This is a genomic window from Streptomyces rhizosphaerihabitans (assembly GCF_025399795.1).
Taxonomy (GTDB): domain Bacteria; phylum Actinomycetota; class Actinomycetes; order Streptomycetales; family Streptomycetaceae; genus Streptomyces; species Streptomyces rhizosphaerihabitans.
On record NZ_JAODTZ010000007.1, the window covers coordinates 93,051 to 107,538 of the forward strand.

At 72.4% G+C, this 14,488-nt stretch carries 12 protein-coding genes; 5 read left to right on the plus strand and 7 right to left on the minus strand.

The genetic code is table 11. The annotated features are described in order from the left end of the window. The first annotated feature begins 80 nt into the window (after positions 1 to 80). The 3 genes from N4G66_RS09375 to N4G66_RS09385 all read left to right on the plus strand — a co-directional run bounded on the left by N4G66_RS09375 (position 81) and on the right by N4G66_RS09385 (position 3,539). Positions 81 to 1,130 carry a LacI family DNA-binding transcriptional regulator gene (locus N4G66_RS09375; RefSeq protein WP_261703538.1) on the plus strand — a complete coding sequence of 350 codons (1,050 nt, stop codon included), beginning with the start codon at positions 81 to 83 and terminating at the stop codon, positions 1,128 to 1,130. Positions 1,131 to 1,473: 343 nt separating this feature from the next. Beyond that, positions 1,474 to 2,409, plus strand: coding sequence for a bifunctional helix-turn-helix transcriptional regulator/GNAT family N-acetyltransferase (locus N4G66_RS09380; protein ID WP_261703539.1), 936 nt, complete (start codon positions 1,474 to 1,476; stop codon positions 2,407 to 2,409). A gap of 236 nt (positions 2,410 to 2,645) precedes the next feature. Further along, on the plus strand, positions 2,646 to 3,539 hold the full coding sequence (locus N4G66_RS09385; RefSeq protein ID WP_261703540.1) for an MHYT domain-containing protein: 894 nt from the start codon (positions 2,646 to 2,648) through the stop codon (positions 3,537 to 3,539). Here the strand turns inward: N4G66_RS09385 and N4G66_RS09390 are convergent. The 5 genes from N4G66_RS09390 to N4G66_RS09410 form a co-directional block, all read right to left on the minus strand. Beyond that, positions 3,520 to 4,134 carry an RBBP9/YdeN family alpha/beta hydrolase gene (locus N4G66_RS09390; protein ID WP_261703541.1) on the minus strand — a complete coding sequence of 205 codons (615 nt, stop codon included), beginning with the start codon at positions 4,132 to 4,134 and terminating at the stop codon, positions 3,520 to 3,522. The genes N4G66_RS09385 and N4G66_RS09390 overlap by 20 nt on opposite strands. Positions 4,135 to 4,460: 326 nt before the next feature. Further along, a complete protein-coding gene (locus N4G66_RS09395; protein WP_261703542.1) occupies positions 4,461 to 5,105 on the minus strand; it encodes a GNAT family N-acetyltransferase in 645 nt (214 codons plus the stop codon). Between the two features lie 75 nt (positions 5,106 to 5,180). Beyond that, a complete protein-coding gene (locus N4G66_RS09400) occupies positions 5,181 to 6,440 on the minus strand; it encodes a Gfo/Idh/MocA family protein (protein WP_261703543.1) in 1,260 nt (419 codons plus the stop codon). A 110-nt stretch (positions 6,441 to 6,550) separates the two neighbouring features. Further along, positions 6,551 to 7,798, minus strand: a complete 1,248-nt coding sequence (gene aroA / locus N4G66_RS09405) for a 3-phosphoshikimate 1-carboxyvinyltransferase (RefSeq protein ID WP_261703544.1) — start codon at positions 7,796 to 7,798, stop codon at positions 6,551 to 6,553. 4 nt (positions 7,799 to 7,802) lie between these two features. Further along, positions 7,803 to 8,708, minus strand: coding sequence for an EamA family transporter (locus N4G66_RS09410; RefSeq protein WP_261703545.1), 906 nt, complete (start codon positions 8,706 to 8,708; stop codon positions 7,803 to 7,805). Positions 8,709 to 8,822: 114 nt separating this feature from the next. Between N4G66_RS09410 and N4G66_RS09415 the strand changes: the two genes are divergently transcribed. Further along, positions 8,823 to 9,734, plus strand: a complete 912-nt coding sequence (locus N4G66_RS09415) for a LysR family transcriptional regulator (RefSeq protein WP_261703546.1) — start codon at positions 8,823 to 8,825, stop codon at positions 9,732 to 9,734. Positions 9,735 to 10,326: 592 nt separating this feature from the next. Beyond that, a complete protein-coding gene (locus N4G66_RS09420; RefSeq protein ID WP_261703547.1) occupies positions 10,327 to 12,195 on the plus strand; it encodes a glycoside hydrolase family 3 protein in 1,869 nt (622 codons plus the stop codon). 189 nt (positions 12,196 to 12,384) lie between these two features. Here N4G66_RS09420 and N4G66_RS09425 read toward each other — a convergent pair whose 3' ends face one another. Both N4G66_RS09425 and N4G66_RS09430 read right to left on the minus strand, forming a co-directional pair. Next, positions 12,385 to 13,845 (minus strand): S28 family serine protease, encoded by a 1,461-nt coding sequence (locus N4G66_RS09425; RefSeq protein WP_261703548.1) that lies wholly within the window; start codon positions 13,843 to 13,845, stop codon positions 12,385 to 12,387. An 87-nt stretch (positions 13,846 to 13,932) separates the two neighbouring features. Beyond that, complete coding sequence (locus N4G66_RS09430; protein WP_261703673.1) at positions 13,933 to 14,322, minus strand: hypothetical protein; 390 nt, start codon at positions 14,320 to 14,322, stop codon at positions 13,933 to 13,935. Positions 14,323 to 14,488: the final 166 nt, after the last annotated feature.

Sequence of the window (14,488 nt, forward strand, 5' to 3'; positions counted from 1 at the left end):
GACGACGTACGAGACGTACGAAGTGGTACGACGAAACGTACGAAGTGGTACGACGAGACGCGCGACCGGAGGACGACGAGATGACGGTGACCCTTGCGGACGTGGCGGCCCGCGCGCAGGTCTCTCCCGCGACGGTGTCGCGCGTACTGAACGGGAACTATCCCGTGGCCTCCTCCACACGTGAGCGGGTGCTGCGCGCGGTGGACGAGCTGGACTACGTACTGAACGGTCCCGCGAGCTCGCTGGCCGCGGCGACCTCCGACCTCGTCGGCATCCTGGTCAACGACATCGCCGACCCCTTCTTCGGGATCATGGCTGCCGCGATCCAGTCGGAGATCGGCGGTCCCGGGGGGCGCGCGGGCGGGGAGCGGCTCGGGGTCGTCTGCAACACCGGCGGCTCCCCGGAGCGTGAGCTCACCTATCTCACGCTCCTTCAGCGCCAACGCGCCGCCGCGGTCGTGCTCACCGGCGGCGCCATAGAGGACACCGCCCACGCCGGCGCCGTCGCCGCGAAACTGCGCCGGCTGACGGAGGCGGGTACCCGGGTCGTGCTGTGCGGACGGCCGCCCTCGCCCGAGGCGCCCGAGGCGATCGCGCTGACCTTCGACAACCGCGGCGGCGGCAAGCAGCTCACCGAGCATCTGATCGGCCTCGGCCACCGGCGACTCGGTTACATCGCGGGCCCCGAGGAACGCACGACGACCCGCCACCGGCTGGAGGGCCACCGCGCCGCGCTCGACGCCCACGGCATCGAGGACGACCCGAGGCGCACCGTGCACGGCCGCTACGACCGCCGCTCCGGTTACGAGGCGACGCTCGAACTCCTGCGCCGCGACCCGTCGTTGACGGCCGTCGTCGTCGCGAACGACACCGTGGCGCTGGGCGCCTGCGCCGCCCTGCGCGACTCCGGGCTGCGCATCCCCGACGACGTGTCCGTCGCGGGCTTCGACGATCTGCCGTTCAGCATCGACGCCGTGCCCGCCCTCACCACCGTACGGCTGCCGCTCTCCGACGCGGGCGCCCGCGCCGGGCGGATCGCCATGGGCCGCGAGGAGCCGCCGCCGGGCGGGATCGCCACGGTTCGGGGGGAGCTGATGGTACGGGGGTCCACCGGGGTTCCCCGGGACTGACCTCTCCTCCCCGGAACACCCCCGGGACTGACCTCCCTTCCTGGAACACCCCGGGGCTGACGTCCCCAGCCGGAGCACCCCGGACACCTCGGGCCGACCTCCCTTTCCCGGGGCCGACGCACCTGACGGGCGCCCTTTCGGGGCTGCCGGGGTCGGCGTGCGCTCCCGACCTGGCTGCGAGGTGGCCGGAGGCGGGTCCTGAGGGCGGGGCCGGCCGGGTGGCGGGATAGGCAGGGCGCGTTGGGGCGTTCTATGCTCGGGATGGCTGCTTCTCTGACTGAGTCAGTCATCCGGGCCGAGCAGGCCGCGGTGCCCATCCAGAGCCGACCTCCGGGGGCCGATCATGACCGTCCAGGACATCCGCTCCTTCAACCGCTTCTACACGAACGTCATCGACGCGCTCGACTACGGTCGCCATCTCTACGCGCCGTACACGCTGACCGAGTCCCGCGTCCTCTACGAGCTGGCACACATGCCCCAGTCGGACGCCGCCGATCTCCGGTCCGAACTCTCGCTGGACTCCGGCTACCTGAGCCGGATCCTGAACAAGTTCGAGCAGGACGGGCTGGTCGAGCGCGCCGCGTCCGAGAAGGACCCCCGGCGTCGCCGGATCACACTCACCGCGCGCGGCCGGGAGGCCGCCGGTCTGCTCGAGGAGCGGGCGCGCGAGACCGTGGGTTCACTGCTGGCGACCGTGGCCCCCGCCGACCGGCCCCGGCTCGCCGAGGCGATGCGCACGGTGCGGACGCTTCTGGGTGACGGGCGGGTCGCGCCCCGCCGCGAGGATGTCGTCCTGCGCGAACCGGGCCCCGGCGACCTCGGCTGGATCGTGCAGCGCAACGCGGCGCTGTACGCGGCCGAGTACGGCTTCAACACCGACTACGAGGGCCTGGTCGCGAGGATCGTCGCCGACTTCGCCGAGGATCACGACCCCCACCTGGAGCGGGTGTGGATCGCCGAGCTGGACGGGCGGCCCGTCGGATGCGTGATGTGCGTACGGGACGACGCTCCCGGCACGGCCCGCCTCCGGCTGCTGCTCGTCGAGCCACAGACGCGCGGGCTCGGCATCGGCGACCGTCTCGTCGGGGCCGTCACCGACTTCGCGCGCGGTGTCGGCTATCACGAGCTCGTCCTGTGGACCAACGACGTCCTGGCCGCCGCCCGCCGCATCTACCAGCGCCACGGCTTCGTCCTGGTCGCCGAGAAACCGCACCGGTCCTTCGGGGCGGATCTGGTGGGCCAGGACTGGCGGCTGGACCTGCGCGCCGGCCCGGAGTGACACGGAGCGGACGCCCGCCGACGTGCTCGGGCGGGCGTCCGCCACGGCTCGGGCGGGCGTCCGCCGGGGCTCGGGGAGAGGTCCGCCGGTCACGAGTGGTGAGCGGCCCGTCCGCCCGCTGAACGAAACCGCATCACAGAGTTAACTCAAATACCTACCGTACGTGACCGTTCACGCAACTTGAGTGCGGGACCGTGCTTCCCCAAGTGACCCGTTCTCAGGGGGAGTTGGCATATATGCAAGGCACCGTGGACGGCTTCGGATACGGGGTGGTGACTCCGGTGGCCTCCTACCTCATCGCCTGTCTGGGCAGCGCTCTGGGGCTGCGCTGCGTCGTCCGTTCCCTGAACAACCGGCAGTCGTGGAAGCCCGGTTGGCTGGCGCTCGGGGCGGCGACCATCGGCTGCGGCATCTGGACCATGCACTTCGTCGCGATGGTCGGCTTCCGGATCCAGGGGATCCAGATCGACTACGACGCGCGTCTGACAGCGCTCAGCCTCGTCGTGGCGATCGCGGTGGTCGGCATCGGTGTCTTCGCCGTGGGATATCGCGGAGCCACCGCCACCACGCTGACCGCCGCCGGGATCTTCACCGGGCTCGGCGTGGCCGCGATGCACTACCTGGGCATGGCGGCGCTCCAGCTGAACGGGTCCCTCCGGTACGACTCGCTCACGGTCGGGGCCTCCGTGCTGATCGCGGTCGTCGCGGCGACCGCCGCCCTGTGGGCCGCGGCCTCGTACCGGGGCTTCCTGGCCGCCCTCGGCGCAAGCCTCCCCATGGGCGTCGCCCTGACGGGCATGCACTACACCGGCATGGCCGCCCTCGGAGTACACCTGCACGGCGCGACCGACGCGTCGTACATCACCGGGATGTACGGCGACGCGTCGCCGACCTCGATCCTGCTCCCCATGCTCATCGGACCGGTCGTCTTCCTGATCCTGGCCGGAGTGGTGGTCATGTTCGACCCCCAGCTCGTCCTCGGCGACGGGGACTGGAGCCGGACCGCCCCGCGTCGGCGCCGCGCCGCGGCCGCCGTCCCCGAGCGCCCCACGCACTCCCCGCGCACCGGCTCCCTCTTCGACTCCCGGGGCCAGCAGGCGGGCCGGCACACTACCCCGCGCGGGCGGTGAGCTCCACCGTCCCGTCGAGGCACCACTCCAGCACGGCGGGCCACGGGCCGTAACCCGCGTCCACATCGAGGTGCGCGGCCCCGGGCAGGATCCGGGTCGGTACGCCCAGGGGGTCGCCGTAGACCGTGTCGGCGCCCTCGGGGCAGTACGGGTCGTCGTCTCCGGCGACCAGCCGGGTGTGCCCGGGAAGCGTGAAGTCCAGCTCGGCCAGGGCGAACCCGGCGATCTCCGGCAGCCCCGCGAGGACGGAGGCGGACGGCGGGGCGACGAGCAGCACCCGGTCGACGCCGGCCAGGCCCGGCAGTCCGCGCGCGGCGGCGTGCAGCCACAGCACGGCCGAGGCGCTGTGGGCGACGACCACGCGTTCGGCACCGTCCAACGCGCCCAGATGGCGGGCCACTTCCGCCAGCCACACCTCCAGGTCCGGGTCGTCGGGGTCCGGCAGCTGCGGATAGACGACGTGCTGGCCCAGCTCGCCGAGCCGTCCGGCCAGCCAGTGCTGCCAGTGGCCTTCCGGGCGGTGGTTCTGCCAGCCGTGCAGGATCAGATAGGCGCGCGGGGCTCCGGCGATGTCTTCGGTGTCGTACGAGGTCATGAGTCGATCGTTTCCGATCGCCGGCCTTTCGGTCCAGTCGATCTCCCCTGGTGGACCGGGTGAGCGGGACCGCGCGCCACGGCAGCCGGCCTGGCCGGGTGGGCGCCGTGGCGAGGTGTCGCCGCAGGGCCTGTCAGACCATGCCCGCCGGGCCCGCGGCGTCCGGCACCGCACTCCCCCGAGCTCTTCGAGCAGGGGGACCCCCACGCCGCGTTGTCGGGCACGCCCGAGTACGCCCGGTACGAGGGCGCCCCTCCGCCCTCCGCCTTGCGACGCACGGCACCGGACGCCGCAGTCCGATCCCGACGCGCCTGGTCGGACAGGCCCTAGCGCACGGTCTCCGTGGCCGCGCAGGTCGCTCTGCGTACCCTCGCGGCCAGCCGGTCCCGGCACTCGGGCCATTCCGCCGCCGTCACCGAATAGATCGCGGAGTCGCGCAGCAGTCCGTCCTCGCCCGGCGCCCAGGAGCGGGACCAGTTGCGCAGGACGCCTTCGAGGCGGGCGCCGGTGCGCTCGATCGCGGCGCGGGAGCGGGAGTTGCGGGCGTCGGTCTTGAGGTCCACGCGGGAGACGCGCCACTCCTCGAAGGCGTGCCGGAAGAGCAGGAGCTTCGACTCGGCGTTCAGGCCCGTGCCCTGCGCGGAGGACCCGAGCCAGGTGAACCCGACCTCGACGGCGTCGAGTCGGTCGTCCGTGCGCCAGCACCGCGGCTCCCAGTACGACGTGGCGCCGACCGCCCGTCCGGAGGCCAGGGACACCTGGGCGTAGGGGGCGAGCATGCCCGTCGCGGCGCGGGCGAGCTGCGCGTCGACGTAGTCCCCGACCTCGTCGGCCCGGGGCACCCAGGTGAACGCGTAGGTGTCCCGGTGTTCCTCGGCGGCTTCGGCGAGGTCGGCCGCGTGCCGGTGGCCGAGCGGCTCCAGCCGTACCAGCTCGCCTTCGAGAACCGGCCCCTTCATCTGGAAACCCACTGCCCCGCACCCCTTCGCCGCCCGGTATGTGTCCGCTGCGATTCCTATGCGGCCGGGGCGGCGCGTGTCCAGCGGTTATACGTCCTCGACGGTGCCCGCGCGGCGGGCGCGTTCGGCGGCCAGGACGGTGAGATGGCTGGTGAGGGACTCCCGTGGGCCGGACTTCACCAGGTGGGGGTTCCCGGTGGCGACGGCGGCGACGAACGCGTCCATCAGACCGGCGTCGCCTCCCCCGTGGCCGCCCGCCGCGTCCATGGCGCCCACGGCGGTGAGCTCGACGGCCTCCTCGGTCCGGGTCAGGAAGTCGTAGACGCTCAAGCTCTCGCCGTCGCCGCGCAGTTCGCCCCGCGTCCCGAAGATCCGGGTCTGCCGGTCGGCCTGTTCGGTGAAGGCGGTCATGGTGAAGGAGGCGGTGGCCCCGGAGGCGAACTCCATCGACACCACCTGGTGGTCCACCACGTCGTTGTCGCAGGCGTACACGCACCGCCCGTACGGGCCCTCGCGCAGGGCGGTCTCCAGTGCCTCGGGGGTGAAGTCGTCGACCAGCACGCTCAGCGGCCAGTGGTGTTCGCCGCGGGCGAGCCGGTCTCCGTACTCGCGCCGGGCGGAGTAGGGGCAGGTGTTCTCCACCGCGCAGTCCAGGCAGCGGTCGGCGGCGCCCTCGGGCCTGTTCTCGGGCCGGAAGTGCGAGAGACGTCCGAAACTGGAGACGCGGACGGGGGGTTGCCCGAGGACGTACTGCAACCAGTCCAGGTCGTGGCAGGACTTGGCCATCAGCATGGATGTCGCCCGGTCCGTGCGGCCCCAGTTGCCGCGGACGAAGGAGTGGGCCTGGTGCCAGAAGCCGACGGGTTCCAGGTGCTGGACATTGACGACGTCCCCGATCCGGCCGGAGTCCACGACCTCCTTCACGGCGCGGGTGTACCGGGTGTAGCGCAGGACGTGCCCGACCGCGAGGATCACCCCGGCCTTCTCCACGGCGTCGACGATCCGCCGGCACTCGTCCTCGGTCAGGGCCATCGGCTTCTCCAGCAGGATGTGGTAGCCGAGGGCCGCGAACTCCAGGACCGGCTCCAGGTGTTCGCGGTCCATGGTGCAGATCAGCACGGCGTCCGCGATCCGGCCGCGGGCGGCCAGCACCCGCCAGTCGTCCACCGCGGCGTCCGGCTCCAGGCCGTGGGCGGCGGCGAACCGGCGCCGCCGGATCTCCCGAGGTTCGGCCACGGCCACCACCTCGGCCCGGTCCGGACGGTCCAGGGCCCAGCGCGCGTGACCGGTTCCCCGGTCCCCGGCACCGACGACGGCGAGTGTGACAACGGAGGCGACGGAGGACATCTGTGGACCGCTTTCCCAGTCGGGTCGCAGGCGCGGTTGGCGCTGTCCGTCGCGAAGCTAGCCGCCCTGGATCTCCGCGACAAGACGCCCGCGGCGCTCACCGGTCCGGCTCAGCCGTCCTCCCCGGCGGCTCCGGCGGCCGCCCAGGCCCCGAACACCTCGTGGAAGGCCGGGAACGTCTTGCGCACGCATCCCGGGTCGTCGAAGCCGATGCCCGGGGTGCGCAGCGAGGTCACCGCGAAGGCCATGACGACGCGGTGGTCCCCGTGCGTCCTGATCTCGGCCGGGGACGGGACGCCCGGGTGGATCTCGATCCAGTCGGGGCCGGTCTCCACGCGGACGCCGAGCCGCCGGAGGTTCTCGGCGCAGGCCTCCAGCCGATCGCACTCCTTGACCCGGGTGTTGGCGACGTCCTCGATGCGGACCGGGCCGGTGGCGAAGGGCGCGATGGCGGCGAGCGTCGGCATGGTGTCGGAGATGTCCCGCATGTTGACGGTGAGGCCGCGCAGTTCACCGGTGCCCCGCACGGTCGTGCGGTCGGGCCCGGTCTCCACGTGCGCGCCCATCCGGCGCAGGACGTCCACGAAGCCGAGGTCTCCCTGGAGTGCCCGCGCGCCGAGGCCGTGGACGGTGACCTCGCGGCCGGTCAGGGCGGCCGCCGCGAAGAAGTAGCTCGCGGTGGAGGCGTCGGGCTCGACGGGGTAGGTGGTGGCCCGGTAGCCGCCGGACGCCACCTCGAAGACGTCGCCCTCCACCCGTACGTCCGCTCCGAACGTGCGCATCATCGCGAGGGTGATCCCGACGTACGGGGCGGAGACGAGGTCGGTGACCTCGACGCGCAGGCCCTTGCGGGTCAGCGGGCCGAGCAGGAGCAGGGCGGTGAGGTACTGGGAGGACTGGCCGGCGTCGAGGATGACCGTGCCGCCCTCCACCCCGGACGCCTCGATACGCAGCGGATGGTGGCCCTCCGCCCCCTCGTGCCGCAGGTCGACGCCCAGGTCGCGCAGTGCCTGCGACAGGGGTCCCAGCGGGCGCCGGCGCATCTGGGCGGAGGCGTCGAAGCGGTAGGTGCCGTGGCCCGCCGCGGCGAGGGTCGGCAGGAAGCGGGCCGTGGTGGCACCGTCCCGGCAGTACACGTCGGCGCGCGCCACGGCCGGACCCCCCGGACGGCCGTCGATGTGCCAGCTGTCCGGGGTCCGGCCGACGCGGTAGCCGAGCCGGGTCAGGCCCTCCGCGAAGCCCTCGGTGTCGTCCGAGCGGAGCGGGCGGACCAGGCGGGTGACCCCGTCGGCCGCCGCGGCCAGGAAGAGCGCGCGGGCGGTGATGGACTTGGAACCGGGAATGTCGACAACGGCCATGGGGTCATGCTGGCGCCCCGGCCCGCTCCGGCGCTGGAACGTCCGCCGGCTGGACCTTCCGTGGCGCCCGCGAGGTGAGCGCCACCCCGCCCACCAGCAGGGCCGCCGCCGCCCACCGCAACGGGCTGACCGACTCGTGCAGGAACAGCGCCGCCGACGACATCCCGAAGACCGGGACGAGCAGCGAGAAGGGCGCGACGGTGGACGCGGGGTGCCGGTGCAGCAGCCAGCCCCAGGCACCGAAGCCGAAGACGGTCGTGACCCAGGCGACGTAGCCGACCACGGCCGCGCCCTGCCAGTCCAGGGCGCGCAGGGCGTCGAGGTCGCGGGACGGGCCCTCGGTGAGCAGGGACAGGCCGAGCAGCGGGAGGACGGGGACGGTGCTCACCCACACCATGAAGTTGAGCGGGTCGGGCGGGGACGCCTTGCGGGTGAGGACGTTGGACAGGCCCCAGCAGGCCGCCGCCGCGATGACCAGGGCGAAGGCGCCGAGGGGACCGGCCGTGCCCTCGTCGACGGCGGCCAGGACCACTCCACCGAGGGCCACCGCCATGCCCGCCAGCCGGACGCGGGTGGGGCGTTCACCGAGGAAGGCGAAGGCGATGACCGCGGTGAAGACAGCCTGGATCTGGAGCACGAGGGACGAGAGTCCGGCGGGCATCCCCGCGTCCATGCCGATGAACAGCAGCCCGAACTTCGCGACGCCGAGGGTGAGTCCCACCGCCACGATCCACTTCCGGGCCACCTTGGGGCGGCCCACGAAGAACACGGCGGGCAGGGCCGCCACCAGGAAGCGCAGGGCCGAGAAGAGGAGAGGCGGGAAGTGGGCGAGCCCGACCTCGATGACGGTGAAGTTCACGCCCCAGACGGCGGCGACGAGGACGGCGAGGCTGATGTGGGTGGGTCGCATGCGTCGAGCATCGGATGCCGCCACCGTGTAGCACCAGCGCGAATATCTGCAGGGATGGATGAAGCGATGCTTACGTAAGCTGGAGGCGAGCGAAGCCGCGACCCGGGAGGCCCCATGCTCGATCTCCAGCGCCTGCGCGCCCTGCACGCCGTCTCGGTGCACGGCACGGTCGGTGCCGCCGCGGCCGCCCTCGGCTACACGCCGTCCGCGGTGTCCCAGCAGATCGCGAAACTGGAGCGGGAGACCAGGACCGTCCTGCTGGAACGGCGTGGACGTGGTGTCCGGCTCACCGAGCAGGCCGAACAACTCGCGTCCACCGCACAGGAGTTGCTGGCGATCGTGGAGCGGGCGGAGACCGAGTTGGAGGAGCGCCGGGGAAGGCCGGCGGGGCGGTTGACGGTGGCCGCGTTCGCCTCGGCGGCCCGCGGTCTGATGCCCGCCGTACTGGCCGATCTGGCCGCCCGGCACCCGGCCCTGGACACCCGGCTGACGGAGATCGACCCGCATCTGTCCGTCGACCTGGTCGCCAAGGGCGCCGTCGACATGGCCGTGGCTCACGACTGGGACATCGCCCCGCTGCCCGCTCCGCCGGGGGTGGAGCAGGCGGTGATCGGGGACGACCTGTGCGATCTGCTCGTCCCCGCCGGGCACCCCTTCGCCGGGCGGGCCTCGGTACGGCGGGAGGACCTGGGCGGCCAGCGCTGGATCTGCCAGCCGCCGGGGCGGGTCTGCCACGACTGGCTGGTGCGCACCCTGCGCGAGGCGGGCTGCGAGCCGGACATCGTCCACCAGGCCGAGGAGAACCCGACCCTCGTCGCTCTCGTCGCCGCCGGCCTCGGCATCGCCCTCATACCGCGCCTCGGCCGCGGCCCCCTTCCCGATGGCGTGGTGGAGGTACCGCTCGACCCGCTGCCCGTCCGCCGGCTGTACGCGCTGTGGCGCTCGGGCGCGGCGCGCCGGCCTGCCATCGCCGAGACGGTCCGCACCCTCCAGACGCACTGGCCGGCGGCGGCGGTGCGCGATTGAGCGGGCCCGGGCGCGCCCCGGGCACGATGAAGCGGGTCCGAGAGCGCAAGGGAGCCGGTCCGAGAGCGCGGTCGACCCGGTCCAGGGGCGCCGTTGCGCGGGCCCTGGCGCACCCCAGGCACGATGAAGCAGGTCCAAGGGCGCGGCGGAACGGGTCCGGGGCGCGGTCGAGCCGGTCCAGGGGCGCGGTCGAGCCGGACCAGGAACGCCGTTGAGCCGGGGCGGGCCGAGCCAGGAACGCCCCTGGGCGGGGCGCTGGACGCAGCGGAGCGGGTCCAGGGGGCTCGTCCATCCCACCCGCACCGGCTTCCGGCGTTCGCCCGGATCCCGGGAACCCCGGCCCCCTCCGCTTCGTCACATCCGCGTGCTGCCGGGCGAGTCCGCGCGGGGCGGTGCCGGCTTCGCCGCCGGCTGCGATCACTGACCGACCCTCTCTGCCGGCTGCGGCCGACCGCACGCCGTCACCGGCGCGCCCCCTCCAACTGCGCCGGTGGCGGCCCCTTCCCGGATACTGTGCACACTCTTGACTGGAAGAAACTTCCCGGATATTCGTGACTCCTCGGAAGTTTCCTTCACGAGGGAAGGAGCGCTCGTGCGCGACTCCAGCACGGGAAGCACCGCAAGACCGTCCGGGCCGACCGAGCCGGACAGACCGTCAAGGCCCGCCCGGCGTACGGTTCTCGCCGCCACGGCGGGCATCACCGCCGCGCTGGCCGCCGGCCCCCGCGCCCACGCGGCCGACGCCCGCCCGGGCACCGACAAGGCTCTGCGCGCCCTGATCTCCCGTATGACACTGGAGGAGAAGGTCGGCCAGCTCTTCGTCATGCGGGTGTACGGCCATTCGGCCACCGCGCCCGACCAGGCCGACATCGACGCCAACCTCAAGGAGATCGGTGTCCGCACGGCCGCCGAACTGATCGCCAAGTACCGCGTCGGCGGCATCATCTACTTCGCCTGGGCGCACAACACCCGCGATCCGCACCAGATCGCCGAGCTGTCGAACGGGATCCAGCGGGCCTCGCTGGAGCAGCCGCGCGGACTGCCGCTGCTGATCTCCACCGACCAGGAACACGGGATAGTGGCTCGGGTGGGCAAGCCCGCGACGCTGTTCCCGGGCGCCATGGCGCTGGGCGCGGGCGGCTCGCGGGCCGACGCCCGGACGGTGGGCCGCATCAGCGGCGCCGAACTGCGCGCGATCGGCATCAGCCAGGACTACTCCCCCGACGCCGACGTGAACGTCAACCCGGCCAACCCGGTGATCGGCGTCCGCTCCTTCGGCGCCGACCCGGACGCGGTGGCGGGCCTGGTGGCCGCCGAGGTGAAGGGGTACCAGAGCTCCGGCGTCGCGGCCACCGCCAAGCACTTCCCCGGCCACGGCGACACCGCCGTCGACAGCCACTTCGGCTTCCCGGTCATCACCCACAGCCGCGAGCTGTGGTCGGCCCTCGACGCGGTGCCCTTCCGGGCGGCGATCCGCGCCGGCATCGACTCGATCATGACCGCGCACATCATGGTCCCGGCGCTCGACCCGGCCGGTGACCCCGCCACCCTCTCCCACCCGATCCTCACCGGCATCCTGCGCGGCGAACTGGGCTACGACGGCGTCGTGGTGACGGACTCGCTGGGCATGGAGGGCGTCCGGACGAAGTACGGCGACGACCGCGTCCCCGTCCTCGCCCTCAAGGCCGGTGTCGACCAGCTCCTCAACCCGCCCGACCTGAACGTCGCGTGGAACGCGGTGCTGAACGCCGTGCGCGGCGGCGAACTGACCGAGGCCCGCCTCGACGAATCGATCCTGCGTGTCCTGCGGCTCAAGGCGAAGCACGGGCTGCTGAGCGACCCGTACGTCCGTGACGCGTGCGTCGACCGGGTGGTCGGCATCCCGGCACATCTCCGGGCGGCCGACCGGATCGCCGAGCGCACCACCACGTTGCTGGTCAACAAGGAGGGGCTCCTGCCGCTGTCCCGGCTGCGCACCCCGAGGGTGCTGGTGGTGGGCGCCGATCCCGCCTCGCCTTCGCTGTCCGACGGGCCGCCCACCACCGTTCTCGCCGGCGCGCTGACCGAGCTGGGCTTCACGGCGACGGCTCTGTCCACGGGTACGGCACCCTCGGCGGCGACGATCACCAAGGCCGTCACGGCGGCGGCCGACGCGGACGCGGTGGTCGCCCTGACGTACAACCTGACGGCGACCGGGTCCCAGAAGACCCTGGTGGAACGTCTGCTCGCCACGGGTGTCCCGGTGATCGCCGTCGCCATCCGCAACCCGTACGACGTCGCCCTGCTCCCCGGGGTCGGCGCCTGCCTGGCCTCGTACTCCTGGACCGATGTCGAAGTGCGCGCCGCCGCCCGGGCGATCGCCGGCCGGGTGGACCCGCGGGGCAGGCTGCCGGTCGCGGTGCAGCGGGCGGACGACCCGGCGCAGGTGCTGTATCCGATCGGGTACGGGTTGACGTACTAGCCGTACGCGGCCCACCCGGCGCGCCACCCCCGAGTGAGCCGAAGAGCCCCGCATGTCCGGCGTGTGCCCGCCTCGGCGGGTCACGCCGGGCCGTCCGCCGCGGAGCTCCACGTCGATCCCGGCGGCACCTGGCCGGTGGGCTGCGTCCGCCCGGTGTGCACGGGGGCGGACGCAGCCGGGACCGGGATGCTACGGACGGAGCGTCATGTCGCGTTCGACGTCACGCCGGTCCAGCCCCGCGTCGAACCGCGCGAGCGGCCTGGCCGCCGAGGGGTCCGCCTGAACCGTCGCGGAGGCGACGCCCGCCCACTGCAGGATGCGGGCGGTGGCCAGCGCCTTCTCGTCGGCGGCCAGCCCCGCGACGTTGGCACCGTGGTTCAGGCCCGGCGCCGTGAAGACGTAGGCGTCGCGCGCCCCCGAGCCGAGGCGGAACCGCTCGGCGCCCCAGGGATCGTTCTGGCCGTAGACGAACAGCATGTGGTGCGCGTGGTGGCGGACCCAGCCGTCCACGTCACGCATCGCCGACGGCTGGAACCTCATGGGGACGGAGCGCGGCACGAAGTTCCGCGGCGGCTGGTAGCCGTAGCGGACGTACTTCTTCTCGATGTACGGGAAGTGGATGGTGGGCGCGCCCAGTTGGGTGCCCGCCTGGTAGTAGTACGGGGTGTACGGCTCCAGTCCCTGGTCGGTGTAGAAGGAGAAGCCGGAGATCGTGTCGACGGAGTCCCAGATCTCGTCGTCCGTGGCGGACGTGGCGTTCGCCGGGATCGTGTCGCAGTCCTTCAGCAGGCTGTACTGCCAAAAGCCCCACACGTAGTCGAGCACGACCGCCTCGTACGCCTTGTCGAGGCTGCCGACGGTGGTGAAGGTGTAGCCGTTGCCGGCGGCGTAGGCCGCGTACTTCTTCTCCAGCGGCTCGCGGCGTACAAGGGCCTCGCGCTGCACGGCGTCCAGCCTGTCGCGGCACTCCTTGGTGCCGACCTGCGTGAAGAAGCGGTCGTACGCCGAGTCCTCGTCGTTCACGACGTCGTTGGGCGCCACGTAGGCGACGACGCCGTCCATGTCGTGCGGGTAGAAGCGCTCGTAGTAGGTGGCGGTCATGCCGCCCTTGGAGCCGCCGGTGGAGATCCACTTCTGGCCGTAGACCGGCTTGAGGGCCTCGAAGATGCGGTGCTGGTCGCTGGCCGCCTGCCAGATGTCGAGCTTGGACCAGTCGGCCGGGTCGGGCCGGGACGGAGTGAAGAAGCGGTACTCCATCGAGACCTGGTTGCCGTCCACGATCTGGGTCGGCTCGCGGCGGCTCGGGGTGGTGGAGACGTTGTAGCCGCCGGTGTAGAAGACCGTCGGGCGCGCGGTGTCCTTGTGCAGCACGGTGATGCGCTGCTGGAACGTGCCCTTGGACGGGTGCCGGTGGTCGACCGGCTGGGTGTAGTCCAGGACGAAGAACCGGTAGCCGGTGTACGGCTTCTCCTGGATCAGGCTCATGCCCGGGATCGCGAGAAGCCGGTCCAGGATGTCCCCGTCGGTCGTTCCTGTCCTGCCGGTGGTGGTTCCGTGGGCTTCCGGCTGGGCCGCGGTGGCCGCCCCGGCCGTACTCAGCGTGCCTATGAGCACCGTGAGCGCGATCAGCCATCTGAGCGCCTTGCGCATGCACCCTCCCCTGGGATTACGCGGATGTCCGCCGGAACCTAACGGAGCAACTCCCGTGACACCAGGGGTTCTTGGGTCATGTACGGCTCAGCAGAGGATCCAGCCGGAACTCACCGATCCCGAACCGACCGAGCCCTTGATCCGGACGCAGCGATGGCCCGCGTACAGGGTCACCGGGCCCGCGTGATGCGCGAAGCGCCCGGAGTCCACCACCGGTCGGCCCCCGCGCGCCTGCACGCTGACGGACATCCGCTTGCGAGAACCCCGCCCCTCGGGGAAGGTCACGGCGCAGACATAGCCGCTGTGCTTGTACACCTGCACGGAGCCGGTCGTGAAAGGCAGCGTGCGGACCTTGCGGCCCGAACAGGAGGAGGGGGCGGCCTGGGCGCTGCCCGGACTCATGAACGCGAGCAGTCCGGCCGCGGTCAGCACGGCAAGGCCGAGCGCCAGCCGTCGGCGTATCGCACCACTGTCCACTGTTGTCCCTCCCGCAGCAATCAGCGTACTGGTGTACGGACGCAGGACATGCGGCGGATGGTTGCGTACCGCTACGACATCGCTGTCCATCCCCGCTTCACCCGTGAGAGGTTTTTTCCTTTTTCAGGGCAACCGTGCCCGTTTACCCGAGGTCCAACTGGTCAGA

Bases quoted from the DNA above. Each gene is read 5' to 3' on its own strand.
- N4G66_RS09380 (WP_261703539.1), top strand. From the start codon at position 1,474: ATGACCGTCCAGGACATCCGCTCCTTCAACCGCTTCTACACGAACGTC.
- N4G66_RS09415 (WP_261703546.1), top strand. From the start codon at position 8,823: ATGCTCGATCTCCAGCGCCTGCGCGCCCTGCACGCCGTCTCGGTGCAC.
- N4G66_RS09375 (WP_261703538.1), top strand. From the start codon at position 81: ATGACGGTGACCCTTGCGGACGTGGCGGCCCGCGCGCAGGTCTCTCCC.
- N4G66_RS09400 (WP_261703543.1), bottom strand. From the start codon at position 6,440: ATGTCCTCCGTCGCCTCCGTTGTCACACTCGCCGTCGTCGGTGCCGGG.
- N4G66_RS09385 (WP_261703540.1), top strand. From the start codon at position 2,646: ATGCAAGGCACCGTGGACGGCTTCGGATACGGGGTGGTGACTCCGGTG.
- N4G66_RS09390 (WP_261703541.1), bottom strand. From the start codon at position 4,134: ATGACCTCGTACGACACCGAAGACATCGCCGGAGCCCCGCGCGCCTAT.
- N4G66_RS09410 (WP_261703545.1), bottom strand. From the start codon at position 8,708: ATGCGACCCACCCACATCAGCCTCGCCGTCCTCGTCGCCGCCGTCTGG.
- aroA (WP_261703544.1), bottom strand. From the start codon at position 7,798: ATGGCCGTTGTCGACATTCCCGGTTCCAAGTCCATCACCGCCCGCGCG.
- N4G66_RS09425 (WP_261703548.1), bottom strand. From the start codon at position 13,845: ATGCGCAAGGCGCTCAGATGGCTGATCGCGCTCACGGTGCTCATAGGC.